The 13,330-nt window shown below is 72.6% G+C and carries 11 protein-coding genes and 1 tRNA gene; 8 read left to right on the forward strand and 4 right to left on the reverse strand.

All coding sequences use genetic code 11. The features are described 5' to 3' along the window. Window positions 1-74: 74 nt before the first annotated feature. The 3 genes from J3R08_RS25960 to argS are packed head-to-tail and all read right to left on the reverse strand — an operon-like array spanning window position 75 to window position 4,431. Window positions 75-1,379, reverse strand: coding sequence for a homoserine dehydrogenase (locus J3R08_RS25960; RefSeq protein WP_043328623.1), 1,305 nt, complete (start codon window positions 1,377-1,379; stop codon window positions 75-77). After that, the gene (gene lysA / locus J3R08_RS25965) at window positions 1,376-2,761 is read right to left on the reverse strand and encodes a diaminopimelate decarboxylase (RefSeq protein ID WP_113974605.1); all 1,386 of its coding nucleotides are present in this window, start codon (window positions 2,759-2,761) and stop codon (window positions 1,376-1,378) included. Before lysA ends, J3R08_RS25960 begins: the two co-directional genes overlap by 4 nt. A gap of 2 nt (window positions 2,762-2,763) precedes the next feature. Next, complete coding sequence (gene argS, locus J3R08_RS25970) at window positions 2,764-4,431, reverse strand: arginine--tRNA ligase (RefSeq protein ID WP_043328621.1); 1,668 nt, start codon at window positions 4,429-4,431, stop codon at window positions 2,764-2,766. A 99-nt stretch (window positions 4,432-4,530) separates the two neighbouring features. Between argS and J3R08_RS25975 the strand changes: the two genes are divergently transcribed. The 5 genes from J3R08_RS25975 to J3R08_RS25995 all read left to right on the forward strand — a co-directional run bounded on the left by J3R08_RS25975 (window position 4,531) and on the right by J3R08_RS25995 (window position 8,923). Then, window positions 4,531-5,367, forward strand: coding sequence for a DUF3105 domain-containing protein (locus J3R08_RS25975; protein ID WP_043328620.1), 837 nt, complete (start codon window positions 4,531-4,533; stop codon window positions 5,365-5,367). Window positions 5,368-5,380: 13 nt separating this feature from the next. Further along, on the forward strand, window positions 5,381-6,055 hold the full coding sequence (locus J3R08_RS25980) for a DUF305 domain-containing protein (protein WP_043328618.1): 675 nt from the start codon (window positions 5,381-5,383) through the stop codon (window positions 6,053-6,055). Between the two features lie 888 nt (window positions 6,056-6,943). Further along, a complete protein-coding gene (locus J3R08_RS25985; protein WP_069087384.1) occupies window positions 6,944-7,639 on the forward strand; it encodes a winged helix-turn-helix domain-containing protein in 696 nt (231 codons plus the stop codon). A gap of 75 nt (window positions 7,640-7,714) precedes the next feature. Next, window positions 7,715-7,789: transfer RNA gene (locus J3R08_RS25990), tRNA-Arg, on the forward strand. A 159-nt stretch (window positions 7,790-7,948) separates the two neighbouring features. Continuing rightward, on the forward strand, window positions 7,949-8,923 hold the full coding sequence (locus tag J3R08_RS25995; RefSeq protein WP_245254807.1) for a hypothetical protein: 975 nt from the start codon (window positions 7,949-7,951) through the stop codon (window positions 8,921-8,923). A 95-nt stretch (window positions 8,924-9,018) separates the two neighbouring features. Here the strand turns inward: J3R08_RS25995 and ligD are convergent, their stop codons facing one another. Further along, window positions 9,019-9,978 (reverse strand): non-homologous end-joining DNA ligase, encoded by a 960-nt coding sequence (gene ligD, locus J3R08_RS26000; RefSeq protein ID WP_064447848.1) that lies wholly within the window; start codon window positions 9,976-9,978, stop codon window positions 9,019-9,021. A gap of 91 nt (window positions 9,979-10,069) precedes the next feature. On the opposite strand from ligD, the gene J3R08_RS26005 reads away from it, so the two are divergent. The 3 genes from J3R08_RS26005 to J3R08_RS26015 all read left to right on the forward strand — a co-directional run bounded on the left by J3R08_RS26005 (window position 10,070) and on the right by J3R08_RS26015 (window position 13,318). Continuing rightward, window positions 10,070-10,471: a helix-turn-helix domain-containing protein gene (locus J3R08_RS26005; protein ID WP_043328596.1), complete on the forward strand. Its 402-nt coding sequence runs from the start codon at window positions 10,070-10,072 to the stop codon at window positions 10,469-10,471. A gap of 92 nt (window positions 10,472-10,563) precedes the next feature. Continuing rightward, entirely contained in the window at window positions 10,564-11,109 is a 546-nt protein-coding gene (locus tag J3R08_RS26010; RefSeq protein WP_043328594.1) for a TetR/AcrR family transcriptional regulator, read from the forward strand. Window positions 11,110-11,137: 28 nt separating this feature from the next. Next, window positions 11,138-13,318 carry an MMPL family transporter gene (locus tag J3R08_RS26015; protein WP_064447849.1) on the forward strand — a complete coding sequence of 727 codons (2,181 nt, stop codon included), beginning with the start codon at window positions 11,138-11,140 and terminating at the stop codon, window positions 13,316-13,318. The last annotated feature ends 12 nt before the right edge of the window (window positions 13,319-13,330 follow it).

The raw sequence follows: 13,330 nt of genomic DNA on the forward strand, positions 1-13,330 counted from the left end.
GCCAACAGCGTGGACCAGCCTGCCCGGCCGGCCACCGGCACACCCTGCCTTAACCATCAGGCGGGACGCGCCGGTTACGCGCCGCCCTCCACCCGCAGCACGCTCGTCACCGAGCGGACGATGTCCAGTCCGCGCAGCTCACGGACGGTGGCCGCGAGCGCGGCGTCGGGCGCGACGTGGGTGACGATAACCAGTTCCGCGTCGCCGCCGGCCGGGCCCTGCCGCACCGTGGCGATGGACACCTCGTGCCGGGCGAAGACCCCCGCCACCCCGGCCAGCACACCCGGGCGGTCGGCCACGTCGAGGCTGATGTGGTAGCGGGTGAGCGCCTCGCCCATCGGCCGCACCGACAGGTCGGCGTACGCGGACTCGCTCGCCGCGCGTACCCCGGCGAGACGGTTGCGGGCCACCGCCACCACGTCGCCGAGCACCGCGCTGGCGGTGGGCGCGCCACCGGCGCCCCGGCCGTAGAACATGAGCTGCCCGGCCGCGTCGGCCTCGACGAACACCGCGTTGAACGCGTCGCCGACGCTCGCGAGCGGGTGGGTCAGCGGGATCATCGCCGGGTGCACCCGGACGTTCACCGTCTCCCGGCCCTCCGGGTCGACGCCCCGGGCGGCGATGCAGAGCAGCTTGATCGTGCAGCCCATGGCCTTGGCGCTGGCCACGTCGGCGGCGGTCACCTCGGTGATGCCCTCGCGGTGCACGTCGGCGGCGGTCACCCGGGTGTGGAACGCCAGCGAGGCGAGGATGGCGGCCTTGGCGGCGGCGTCGAAGCCCTCCACGTCGGCCGTCGGGTCCGCCTCGGCGTACCCCAGCTCGGTGGCCTCCTCCAGCGCCTCGGCGAAGCCGGCGCCGGTGGCGTCCATGGCGGAGAGGATGAAGTTGGTGGTGCCGTTCACGATGCCGGTGACCCGGGTGATCCGGTCACCGTGCAGCGACTCGCGCAGCGGGCGCAGCAGCGGGATCGCCCCGGCGACGCTCGCCTCGTAGTAGAGGTCGGCGCCGCCCTCGGCGGCGGCGTCGTGCAGCGTCGCGCCGTCCTCGGCGAGCAGCGCCTTGTTGGCGGTGACCACGCTCTTGCCCGCGCGCAGCGCCTCGACGAGCCAGCCGCGGGCCGGCTCGATGCCGCCGACCACCTCGACCACCACGTCCACGTCGTCGCGTTTGATCAGCCCGAGCGCGTCGGTGGTGAACAGCGCCGGGTCGACCGGCAGGTCGCCGCGGTCACGGCCGAGCCGGCGTACGGCGATCCCGGCGATCTCCAGCGGGGCGCCGATCCGGGCGGCGAGGTCGGCCGACTGCTCGTGCAGCAGTCGGACCACGTCGCTACCGACCGTGCCACAGCCGAGCAGCGCCAAGCGAACCGGTGAGGTCATCCCACATCCAATGCCAGCAGGTCGTCTTCGGTCTCCCGGCGGACGATCAGCCGCGCCCGACCGTCACGGACGGCGACGACCGGGGGCCGCGGGACATGGTTGTAGTTGCTGGCCATGCTCCGGCAGTACGCCCCGGTGCCGGGCACCGCAACAAGATCTCCGGGCTGCACGTCGGCGGGCAGAAATTCATCCTTCACCACGATGTCCCCGGACTCACAATGCTTTCCCACCACGCGGGCGAGCATCGGCTGCGCCGTCGACGTGCGGTTCGCCATCGTGGCCGAGTACGAGGCGTCGTAGAGCGCGGTACGGATGTTGTCGCTCATCCCCCCGTCCACGCTCACGTAGGTGCGCAGGCCGTCCACGTCCTTCACGGTCCCGGCCTGGTAGAGCGTGAACACGGCCGGGCCGACGATCGCGCGGCCCGGCTCGACCGACAGGTGCGGCACGGCGAGGTTCTCCGCCGCGCACTCCCCGTCGACGATCTTGCGCAGGCGCTTCGCCAGGTCGTGCGGCGACGCCGGGTCGTCCTGGGTGGTGTACGCGATGCCGAAGCCGCCGCCCAGGTCCAGCTCGGGCAGCTCCACGCCGCGGGCGTCGCGGATCTGCGACTGGAGCGCGAGCACCCGGCGGGCGGACACCTCGAAGCCGCTGGCGTCGAAGATCTGCGAGCCGATGTGCGAGTGCAGGCCGCGCAGCTCCAGCACGTCCTCGTCGAGGATCTTGAACGCGGCCGCGGCGGCGGCGCCGCCGGCGAGCGAGAAGCCGAACTTCTGGTCCTCGTGCGCGGTGGCGATGAACTCGTGGGTGTGCGCCTCCACGCCGACGGTGACCCGGACCAGCACCTTCGGGCGTACCCCGCGCTCGCGGGCCAGCTCGGAGAGCCGGTCGATCTCGGTGAACGAGTCGACGATGATCCGCCCCACCCCGGCGTCGACCGCCCGGGTCAGCTCGGCGACCGACTTGTTGTTGCCGTGGAAGCCGATCCGCTCCGCCGGCATCCCGGCCGACAGCGCGGTGGCCAGCTCACCGCCGGTGCAGACGTCGAGGAACAGGCCCTCCTCGGCGATCATCCGGACCACCGCGCGGCACAGGAAGGCCTTGCCGGCGTAGTAGACGTCCGTGTCCGGGAAAGCCGCGCGGAACTCGCGGCAGCGCTCGCGCAGGTCGTCCTCGTCCAGCACGTACGCCGGGGTGCCGTACTCGGCGGCCAGGTCGCGGACGTCCAGGCCCGCGACGGTCAGCGCGCCGGCCGGGCCGCGCACCACGTTGCGCGGCCACAGCTGCGGCACCAGGGCGTTGACGTCGACCGGGGTACGCAGCCAGGCCGGCCCCCGGCTGCCGATCTCGCCGTGCAGCGCTCCTGCCTCATGCGCCCGCATGACTACATCCGCTCCGGCGCGGACACCCCGAGCAGGCGCAGGCCGTTGGCGATGACCACCCGGGTCGCGTCGTTGAGCCAGAGCCGCGCCCGGTGGGTGTCGGTGATCTTCTCGTCGCCCTGCGGGGCGATCCGGCAGTTGTCGTAGAACCGGTGGTACGCCTGCGCGACGCTCTCCTCCAGGTAGCGGGCCACCCGGTGCGGCTCGCGCAGCTCGGCGGCGGTGGCCACCACGGCGGGGAACTCGGCGAGCGCCTTGAGTAGCTCGTTCTCCTTGTCGTGGCCGAGCAGCTCGGGCTGGAACGCGGCGGCGTCACCCCGGGTCAGCCCGATCTCGGCCGCGTTGCGGGCCACCCCGGCGGTACGCGCCGCGACGTACTGGACGTAGTAGACCGGGTTGTCGTTCTTGGCCCGGGTCCACAGCTCCACGTCGATGTCGATCGGCGAGTCGGCCGAGTAGCGGGCCAGCGCGTACCGGGCCGCGTCCACGCCGATCGCGTCGACCAGGTCCTCCAGCGTGACCACGGTGCCGGCCCGCTTGCTCATCCGCACCGGGGCGCCGTCGCGGACCAGGTTGACCAGCTGGCCGATAAGGATCTCCAGGTTGCGCGCCGGGTCGTCGCCGAAGCAGGCCGACATCGCCTTCATCCGGCCGATGTAGCCGTGGTGGTCGGCGCCCAGCATGATCACGACCCGGTCGAAGCCGCGCTCCCGCTTGTTCAGGTAGTAGGCGCAGTCGGCGGCGAAGTACGTCCACTCGCCGTTGGACTTGCGCAGCACCCGGTCCTTGTCGTCGCCGAACTCGGTGGTGCGCAGCCAGGTCGCGCCCTCGGACTCGAAGACGTGCCCCTGCTCCCGCAGCCGGGCCAGCGCCGCGTCCAGCGCGCCCTGGTCGTGCAGGTCCTTCTCGTTGAAGTAGGTGTCGAACTCCACACCGAAGTCGCGCAGCGAGGACTTGATCTCGGCGAACATGAGCTGGACGCCCTCGGTCCGGAAGACCTCCTCGGCGGCGTCCGGGGTGAGGTCGAGCACGTCCGGCCGGCGGCGGACCACCTCGGCGGCGATCTCCGCGATGTACGCGCCGCCGTAGCCGTCCTCCGGCGCGGGCTGGCCCTGCGCGGCGGCCAGCAGCGAGCGGGCGAACCGGTCGATCTGGGAGCCGGCGTCGTTGAAGTAGTACTCCGTGCCGACGTCGGCGCCGGTGGCGCGCAGCAGTCGGCTGAGCGCGTCACCGACGGCCGCCCAGCGGACCCCGCCGATGTGCACCGGGCCGGTCGGGTTCGCCGAGACGAACTCCAGGTTGATCCGCTGCCCGGCGAGGGTGTCGCTGCTCCCGTACGCCGGGCCGGCCTCGACGATGAGCTTGGCGAGCTGACCGGCGGCGGCCGCGTCGAGGCGGACGTTCAGGAAGCCCGGCCCGGCGATCTCCACCGACTTGACCCCCGGCGCCTTGGCCAGCTCGTCGGCCAGCGCGGTCGCCAGTTCCCGCGGGGGTACGCCCACCTTCTTGCTGAGCTGGAGCGCCAGCGTCGAGGCGTAGTCGCCGTGATCCGGGTTACGGGGTCGCTCGACGGTGGTCTGCGCGGGCAGCGCGGCGCGGTCCAGCCCGCGCTCGTCGAAGACGGCGTGGGCTGCGGCGAGGACGACCTCGGCGAGTTCTGCGGGAGTCACTGATCCATGTTATCGGGGGTAGACTCGGGCACCGCGGCGGCGACCCAGCATGTGAACCGGCCCCGCGGCCCCCCTGACCGACCGACCTGACGAGGCACGATGAGCATCAGCACCCCGGGCGGCCCGGAGCGCCGTCCCACCGTGGTCAGCACCGGCAAGAAGCCGGCCGCCGGCCGGCCCGCGGCTGCCGACAAGCCAGCCGCGAAGGCCGGCGCGGGCAAGGCCGGGGGCGGCAAGGGCACGCCACGGCCCGGTGCCGGCGGCAAGGGCCGCAAGCCGATCGCCCCGGTGAAGGTGAGCCAGGGTCGCTCGTGGGGCCCGATCGCCCTGTTCGTCGCGGTCGGCGTGCTGGCCGTGGGCATCATCGGCGTCGGCGCCTGGGCGGTCTACCAGGGCGGCCAGCCGTGGGAGAAGCGGGCCCAGGCGATCAACGGCATCGTCGACTACCGCGAGAAGGACAAGGACCTGGTCAAGGGCGGCAACCACCAGCCCGGCGCGATCAAGTACGACGTCCTCCCGCCGGTCGGCGGCCCGCACAACCAGGCCTGGCAGAACTGCATGGGTGACGTCTACGACGCCCCGATCGCCAACGAGCACGCGGTGCACAGCCTGGAGCACGGCACGGTGTGGATCACCTACCGCCCGGACCTGCCCGCCGACCAGGTGGAGAAGCTCAAGAGCAAGGTGCAGGGCAAGGAGAAGCTGATGCTCAGCCCGTTCGAGGGGCTGGACAAGCCGATCTCGCTGCAGGCCTGGGGCTACCAGCTCAAGGTCGACAACGCCGACGACGGCCGCATCGACGACTTCATCAAGACGCTGCGGGTGAACGCCTCCATCGAGGGCCCGAACGCGCTCTGCGACCAGGGCGTCACGGCCACCGGCACCGCTCCGCGCGACAACCTGCAGAACACCATGCCCCAGCAGCCCACCCAGTAAGGACGACGCCGCGATGACCGCTCCGGTGACCACCGACAGCGAGCTGGACGAGGCTCCGGCCGCCGACCAGGGCGGCCGGGGCGCGATGCGCCGCTACGGCCTGCCGGCGGTGGTCGCCGCCCTCGTGGTCGGGCTGCTCCTCGGGTACGCCGGCGGTCTGCTCACCCCCACGCTCACCCGGCCGGGTGAGAACTCGGCGGAGGCCGGGTTCGCCCGGGACATGACCGCCCACCACAACCAGGCCGTGGCCATGGGGCTGCTCGCGTTCAACCAGGGGCAGGACCCTGAGGTACGCCAGGTCGGCGTGGACATCGCCACCGGCCAGCAGGGCGAGATCGGCACCATGCAGACCTGGCTGCGGTCCTGGAAGCTGGACCCGACCGGCGGGCAGGCGCCGATGGCGTGGATGAAGGACGGCGGCGGGCTGATCAAGGACGGCCTGATGCCGGGCATGGCCACGCCGGAGGAGATGGCGAAGCTGCGCGCCGCGAGCGGCCGCGAGTTCGACGTGCTCTTCCTGCAGATGATGATCCGCCACCACATCGGCGGCGTGCACATGATCGACGGCATCCTCGAGCAGGGGCGTGACGACGACGTGCTGGCGGTCGCGCAGGTCATGAAGAACACGCAGCAGAACGACCTGACCAACCTGAGCGCGGCGCTGAAGCGCCTGGGCGGCACCCCGTAACACCACCCGCCACCCCGCAAGACCCCCGAGGCCCGGTCCCCCTTCCCAGGGGCACCGGGCCTCCCCCGTCCCGCCCTCACCCGCCCGCCCGCCCCGGCGATCTTGCAGTTACTGCCCCGGCCATGCCGGATTCGCCCCGTTACGCGAGGGCCGCAAGTGCAAGATCGCGGGAGGATGGGTGAGGACGGCCCGGGTCGGCCCGACAGGGCATCCTCGCCCGCCCCTCGCGCGTCCGCGCTTCCGGTTCGGAGCTTGATCCACTCCAGCTCGGGGAAGCGGCCGCCTCCCGCTCTTGATCCACTCCAGCTCGGGGAGGTGGCGTTATCCCCGCCCTTGATCGACACCAGTTCGGGGAGGTGGCGGGGTCAAGGTGGGTGGGATGCAACCACTTCGGCGAGGTGGAGTGGATCAAGAGCAGGGTGATGTGCTCGGGCAGGCTGGCCGGTCGAGGTAGGACGAGGTGGGACGGGGTGGCCGTGCCGAGGGTCGGCTGGTGGCCGAAGGCCGGCCCGACCGGGCACCCCGCCCGCCTCGCGTACCCGCGCTTCCGGCTCGGTGCTTGATCGACACCAGCTCGGGGAAGTGGCGGCATCCCCGCTCTTGATCGACACCAGTTCGGGGAGGTGGCGAGATCAGGGTGGGTGCGATGCAGCCACTTCGGCGAGATGGAGTCGATCAAGGGTGGGCTCGTGGCCCGGGGTGATGTGTTCGGGGCAGGCGGGCCGGTCGAGGTGGGACGGAGAGGCCACGTCGAAGGTTGGGGCCGGGGGTGAGATGTCCCGGTTTGTGGGTTTGTAACGGTTTGGGGTTAACGGGTCATTGTGGGGGTTGGAGAGTTTTCTACCCACATATCGTGACCAGTTGCGATTCGGGCTCGTTGCCCAAGACGTGGGGGTTGCACTCAGAGACGCAGGGCGGTCGGTGACCAGCTGGTGCCGACGCCACACCATCGGCGGTGACGGAGCGGTGGCAGCCGTCCGTCGCGGACTGCGGCAGGGCGAGCCGGGAACGCTCAGCCGCGAACAGGAACTCGAACTCATCGACGTGCTCCGGGGGGTCCACCCCGACGAGTTCGGCCTCGACGAGGAGCTCTGGACACGGCAGAGCCTGACCGCCCTCATCGAGCGCCGGTTCGGGCTGACGATGGACGCCGGCACCGTCGGGGCGTACCTGCGGGCCTGGGGTCTGGGGCCGCGCGAGCCGCGCGAGCGGGCCTGCGGCCTGTGCGTCAGCGCGGTCGAGCGGTGGGTACGCAGCGAGTACCCGACGATCACGCGGGCGGCCCAGGAGCACGCCGCCGAGGTCTACTGGATCGGCCGGGTACGCCTGCGCGGCACCATGCCCGCCGCCGACGTGGTCTCGGCGGTCTCGTCGCGGGGACGGGTGCGGTTCATGGTCACCACGCCGTCGGTGGATCCGCCGCTGCCCCGGGACTTCGTGCTGCGGCTCAGCGGCGCCGAGGAGCGCACGGTGCACCTGATCGTGGACGGCTCGTGGCCGCGCAACGAATGGCCCCGTCGGCTGCCCCGGCGCGTCGTGCTGCATCCGCTGCCGAGCTGTGGTCGCGCCGTCGCCGCCGCCTGATCCGACGAAGATCGACTCGCGGGGTACCGATTCGGTGATCCGGGAGGGGGTTTGCTACTCTTCTCGGGTCGCTGAGCCCCCGTAGCTCAGGGGATAGAGCACCGCCCTCCGGAGGCGGGAGCGCAGGTTCGAATCCTGCCGGGGGCACCAGATCAGATCACCGCAAGGCCCTTGACCAGCCCGGTCAGGGGCCTTCGTCGTGTCCCCGGCGTGCGCGGCAGTGTCCCCGAATTCGGGAATGTACAGGTCACGGGCTGGCTAACCTCGCGGTGAACGGGTCGAACCCCAGCACCTGCGAAGGTGAGCCAGTTGCCCGAGACTCCGTTGACCAACCGCCCCAAGATGCACACGGGCGTACCCTCCTCGCTGACCACCGCGCACCGATCGGTGATGCGCGCCGTCGCCGTCGCGGACGCCCCCTGCGGGCTGTGGTTCCTCGAAGCGGTGGCCGCGCACACCGGCACCACGTCGGACGAGCGGATCGACGCGACGGTGGAGGAGCTGATCGCGCGCGGGTTCCTCGTCGACACCGCCGCCGGGCTGCGGCTGTCTTCCATCGCGTTGCGCGACGACGTACTGCGGGACACCCCGCCCTCGGTGCGGCAGGCGCTGCGCGAGGCGGCGGCCGAGGTGCTCGCCGACGCCGGGCGCCCGGCCCAGGCGGCCCGGCAGCTGCTGCGGGTCCTGCCGGCGGTGAGCCGGTCCGCCTCGGCGCTGGCCGCGCGGCTGGCGGTCGACCCGGCGGTCGGTCCCAGCCTGGCCGCTGATCTGCTGCTGGCCGCCCCCGCGCCCGGGGCGGCGGAGGCGCGCCTGGCCTGGCTGGTCGACGTCGCCGACAACCTCTACCTAGCGGGCCGGGTGGACGAGACGCTGCGGATGCTGCACCGGGAGGTCGCCGCCGACCGGTACGGGCCACGCCAGCGGGCGATGCTGCTCGGGCGGCTCGGCGCCTACTACGCGACCCAGCGTCCCTCGCTGTCCCTGACGTACCTCGGGCGGGCGCTGAACCAGGAGCTGGACGTCGCGGGGCGGAGCTGGACGCTCACCATGCTGGCGTCGCTGGCGGCCCGGTTCGGGCACCCCGACGCCGCCGAGCTGGTGGCGGCGGCCCAGCGGGCGCACGAGCACAGCCCCTCCCCCGGCGGCGCCATCCGGCTGGCCCTGGCGAACGCGGCCCGCGCAACCGCCTGCGGCGACCTGCCCCGCGCCGCGCGGATCCTGCGGGAGGTGGACGCGGGCGAGCCCGCCGCCCGGCCACCGAGACCCACCCGATCTGGACGATGATCGTCACCTGGGCCCTGGCCGTGGTGCTGATCGCGTTCACCTGGGGCAAGCACCCGCCGGCGGCGAGGACCGGGCGGCGCTGACGCGGACCGGGCTCACCCGGCCTCGCGGCGGGCCTTGGCGCGCCGCTTGCCCTCGTGCATCGCCTGCACCCGGGCCACCGGGATGGTCCGTCCCTGCTCGACCAGGTCCGCCGGCAGCCGCTGCGGCGCGGGCAGCGCCTCCGCCCAGGGATCCCGGTCGCCCAGTAGCGCGGGCACGGTCCGCACGGTGAAGTCGGCTGGGCTCGCGCTCTCCAGGTCGGTCCAGCCCACCGGGTACGACACGGGGGCGCCGGGCCGGATCCGGGGACTGTAGGCGGCCACCACAGTCGCCCCGTACGCCCGGGTGGAGTCGACGAAGACGCGGCCGCGGCGGTCGGCGACGATGAACGCGGTGGTCGCGGCCGCCGGGTCGAGCCGTTCGGTACGGACGGCGAGCGCCCGGGTCGCGGCGGCGGCCTCCTCCGCCGTGGTGGCCGGGTCGACCGGCACGATCACGTGCAGCCCTTTCGCGCCGCTCGTCTTCACCGCGCCGGCCAGCCCGGCGTCGGCGAGCGCCTGCCGGACCAGCAGCGCGACCCGCACGGCGGCCGGGAACGAGTCGCCCTCCGGCGGGTCGAGGTCGAGCACCAGGTGGGTCGGGTGCTCGGGCTGCGCGGCCCGGCCGAGCGTCGGGTGGTATTCGACGGCCCGCTGGTTGGCGAACCAGAGCAGCGTCCGCCGGTCGTCGCAGAGGGCGTACGAGATGCGCCGGCGCGACGCCTCGGCCCACACCTCGGTACGGCGCACCCAGTCGGGCGTGTACTTCGGCAGGTTCTTCTGCATGAACGGCTCCTGGCCGGGCCGCACCCGCAGCACCGACAGCGGCCGGTCCCGCAGTTCCGGCAGGATCCGGTCAGCCATCGCGTCGAGGTAGTCGACCAGGTCGCGTTTGGTCGCCCCGGCGCTGTCGAACAGCGGCTGGTCGAGGTTGGTCAGCGACACTCCGGCCCGGGTCTCGTCGGCGGCGCCCATCGGACCACCATCCCGGGCCGGGCCCGGCTCGGCAACCCCGACACGGTGCCCGGCGCGCGCCTCACCGGCCGGCACCTGCGACGATCGGGGCGTGGGCGAGGCAGAGGCGGACCGGTGCGGATCGGGCGCGGCGGAGCAGGCGAGCGCCTGCACCGTGCGGGAGGCGCTGGACCGGGTGGGCGGGAAGTGGGCCATCGGCATCCTGATCGCCGCCTCGGCCGGCCCGGTTCGCTTCACCGAGCTGGAGCGCCGGGTGGAGGGGATCAGCCGCCGGATGCTCACGCTGACGCTGCGCAACCTGGAGCGGGACGGGCTGCTGGACCGGCACGTTCACCCCTGCGTGCCGCCGAAGGTCGAGTACACGGCCACCCCGATGGCCCGCGAGCTGTACGACTCGCTGGTGGCGCTGACCAGCTGGGCCGAACGGCACCGCGAGGCGATCAGCGCGGCCCGGGCCGAGTACGACCGTAGGCACGGCCACCCACCGGCCTGAACAACTGAAATCGCCCTTATGTGGCGAACACCACGCGCTCTATCTGACCGATCGGTCAGCACCTGACCGATCGGTCAGGCATGCTTGATGTCATGGCGCGCCCCACCCCGGCCACCCACGACGAGTTGCTCACCGCGGCGGCTCGGCGGTTCGCCGTCACCGGCTACAAGGGCACCTCACTCCAGGACATCGCCCGTGAGGTCGGCTGCTCCAAAGCCACAGTGCTCTACCACTTCGCCAGCAAGGACGCGCTGCTCGGCGAGCTGATGGCGCCGGCCATCGCGGTGCTGGAGGAACTCGACACCCGGATCGCCGAGCACACCGGCGCGGACGCCCAGCGCGTCGCGGCGGAGGGCTTCGTCGACCTGGCGGTCCGCTTCCGCCGCGAGATCGCGCTGCTCCGCGGCGAGTTCTCCGACCTGCTCCAGCAGCCCACGTTCATGCACATCCAGCAGATCTCCGAACGGCTGGTCGCGGCGTTCGCCGGCTTCTCCGACCGGCCCGAGGCCCGGGTCGCGGCGCTCGTCGTGCTCGCCGGCATCGCCGAGACCTGCGGCGAGTTCCTGGACATCCCCGACGAACAGCTGCGACCCGCGCTGCTCGCCGTGGCGTACCGCGCGCTCGAAGTCTCCATCTGATCCGAACCTGCGAGGACAAGGAAGGTCCATGGCGACCCTGCTGTACCGGCTCGGCCGGGCATCTCTGCGCCGACGGCGACTCGTCGCCGTCATCTGGCTCGTCGTACTCGTCGGCCTCGGCCTGGCCGCGGCCACGCTGCGGGGCCCGACGGCGAGCAACTTCACCATGCCCGGCACCGAGTCGCAGAAGGCGATCGACCTGCTCGCCGACCGCTTCCCGGCGGCCAGCGGCGCCACCGGCACGATCGCGATCAAGGCGCCACAGGACGGCGCGCTCACCACGCCCGCCGGCCAGGGGTTGGTCAAGCAGGTCACGCAGGAGGCGGCCACGCTGCCCGGCGTGGTCGGCGCGGTCGACCCGTACCAGGCGCAGGCGCTCACCCCGGACGGCCGCTACGCGCTGATCCAGGTGCAGTTCGCCGGCGGGGTCGACGAGATCACCGACGAGCAGCGCGACGCGTACGAGAAGGTCGGCGAGCAGGCCGAGGCGCAGGGCTGGCAGATCGCCCCCGGCGGCGAGGTGCTGAACGCCGAGCCGGAGGTCGGCTCGACCGAGGCGATCGGCGTGCTGGTCGCGGCGATCGTCCTGGTGATCACGTTCGGCTCGCTCGTGGCGGCCGGGATGACCATGCTGAACGCGCTGATCGGCGTCGGCGTCGGCATGGCCGGTCTGTTCGCGCTCAGCGGCGCGGTCGAGCTGACCAGCACCGCGCCGATCCTGGCGCTGATGCTCGGCCTCGCGGTCGGCATCGACTACTCGCTGTTCATCACCTCCCGGCACCGGCAGAACCTCCTCGACGGGCTCTCCCCGGAGGAGGCGGTCGGCCGCGCGGTCGGCACCGCCGGCTCGGCTGTGGTCTTCGCCGGCGCCACGGTGGTGGTGGCGCTCGCCGGCCTGGCCGTGGTGGGCATCCCGTTCCTCACCGTGATGGGCCTGGCCGCGGCCGGCACCGTCACGATCGCCGTGCTGGTGGCGATCACGCTGGCGCCGGCGCTGCTCGGCTTCGCCGGTTACAAGGTGCTGCCGCGCAAGCTGCGTGACCGCAAGGCGGTCGAGGACCCGGCCACCGGCTCGGAGGACCGCACCGGCTTCGGCTTCCGCTGGGCGAACTGGGTCACCAAGCTGCGCATCCCGGTGATCCTGGTCGGGCTGCTCGGCCTCGGCCTGCTCGCGATCCCGGCCCAGGACATGCGCCTGGCGCTGCCGGACGCCTCCGCCGCCGCCGAGGGCACCCCGGCCCGGGTCAGCAGCGACCTGATCCGGGAGGGCTTCGGCCCCGGCTTCACCGGCCGGCTCGCGGTCGTGGTGACCGCCGACTCGCCGCAGGCGACCCAGGCCGCCATCCCGCAGGTCACCGCGCTGATCCAGAAGACCGACGGGGTGCTCGCGGTGGCCCCGCCGCAGGTCGACCCGTCGGGGCGTACCGCGCTGCTCGGCGTGATCCCGGAGAGCGGGCCGACCGACGAGGCCACCGAGACGGTGGTGCAGGACATCCGCAAGCAGGTCGCCGGCATCCAGAACGCCGACGTGCTGCTCACCGGCGTCACCGCGGTCGGCATCGACGTGTCCGAGAAGCTCTCCGACGCGCTGCCGGTCTACCTGCTGCTGGTGGTGGGCCTGTCGATCCTGCTGCTGATGCTGGTGTTCCGGTCGATCCTGGTGCCGGTCAAGGCGGCGCTGGGCTTCCTGCTCACCGTGGCGGCCACGTTCGGCATCACCGTGGCGGTGTTCCAGCAGGGCCACCTGGCCGACCTGGTCGGCCTGGACACCCCGGCCCCGCTGGTCAGCTTCCTGCCCATCCTGCTCATCGGCATCCTGTTCGGCCTGGCCATGGACTACGAGGTCTTCCTGGTCTCCCGGATGCGCGAGGACTTCGTGCACGGCGACACCGCGCAGCAGGCCACCATCAACGGCATGGGGCACGGCGCCCGGGTGGTCACCGCCGCGGCGCTCATCATGATCTCGGTGTTCGGCGGCTTCGTCTTCCTGGAGGACCCGATCATCAAGTCGATGGGCTTCGCGCTCGCGATCGGCGTCGCCATCGACGCGTTCGTGGTCCGGATGACCATCGTGCCGGCGGTCATGTCGCTGCTGAACAACGCCGCCTGGTGGCTGCCGCGCTGGCTGAACAAGATCCTGCCCAACGTGGACGTCGAGGGTGAGGGCCTGCGCGCCCACCTCGCCGAGAAGCAGCACGCCCAGGTGTGAGCCGTACCGGGT

The sequence above is a fragment of the Micromonospora sp. HB375 genome (genome assembly GCF_017872985.1).
GTDB lineage: Bacteria > Actinomycetota > Actinomycetes > Mycobacteriales > Micromonosporaceae > Micromonospora > Micromonospora chalcea.

Coding starts and splice junctions, on each gene's coding strand:
- J3R08_RS25960 (WP_043328623.1), bottom strand. CDS start 1,379: ATGACCTCACCGGTTCGCTTGGCGCTGCTCGGCTGTGGCACGGTCGGT.
- lysA (WP_113974605.1), bottom strand. CDS start 2,761: ATGCGGGCGCATGAGGCAGGAGCGCTGCACGGCGAGATCGGCAGCCGG.
- J3R08_RS25975 (WP_043328620.1), top strand. CDS start 4,531: ATGAGCATCAGCACCCCGGGCGGCCCGGAGCGCCGTCCCACCGTGGTC.
- J3R08_RS25980 (WP_043328618.1), top strand. CDS start 5,381: ATGACCGCTCCGGTGACCACCGACAGCGAGCTGGACGAGGCTCCGGCC.
- ligD (WP_064447848.1), bottom strand. CDS start 9,978: ATGGGCGCCGCCGACGAGACCCGGGCCGGAGTGTCGCTGACCAACCTC.
- J3R08_RS26010 (WP_043328594.1), top strand. CDS start 10,564: ATGGCGCGCCCCACCCCGGCCACCCACGACGAGTTGCTCACCGCGGCG.
- J3R08_RS26015 (WP_064447849.1), top strand. CDS start 11,138: ATGGCGACCCTGCTGTACCGGCTCGGCCGGGCATCTCTGCGCCGACGG.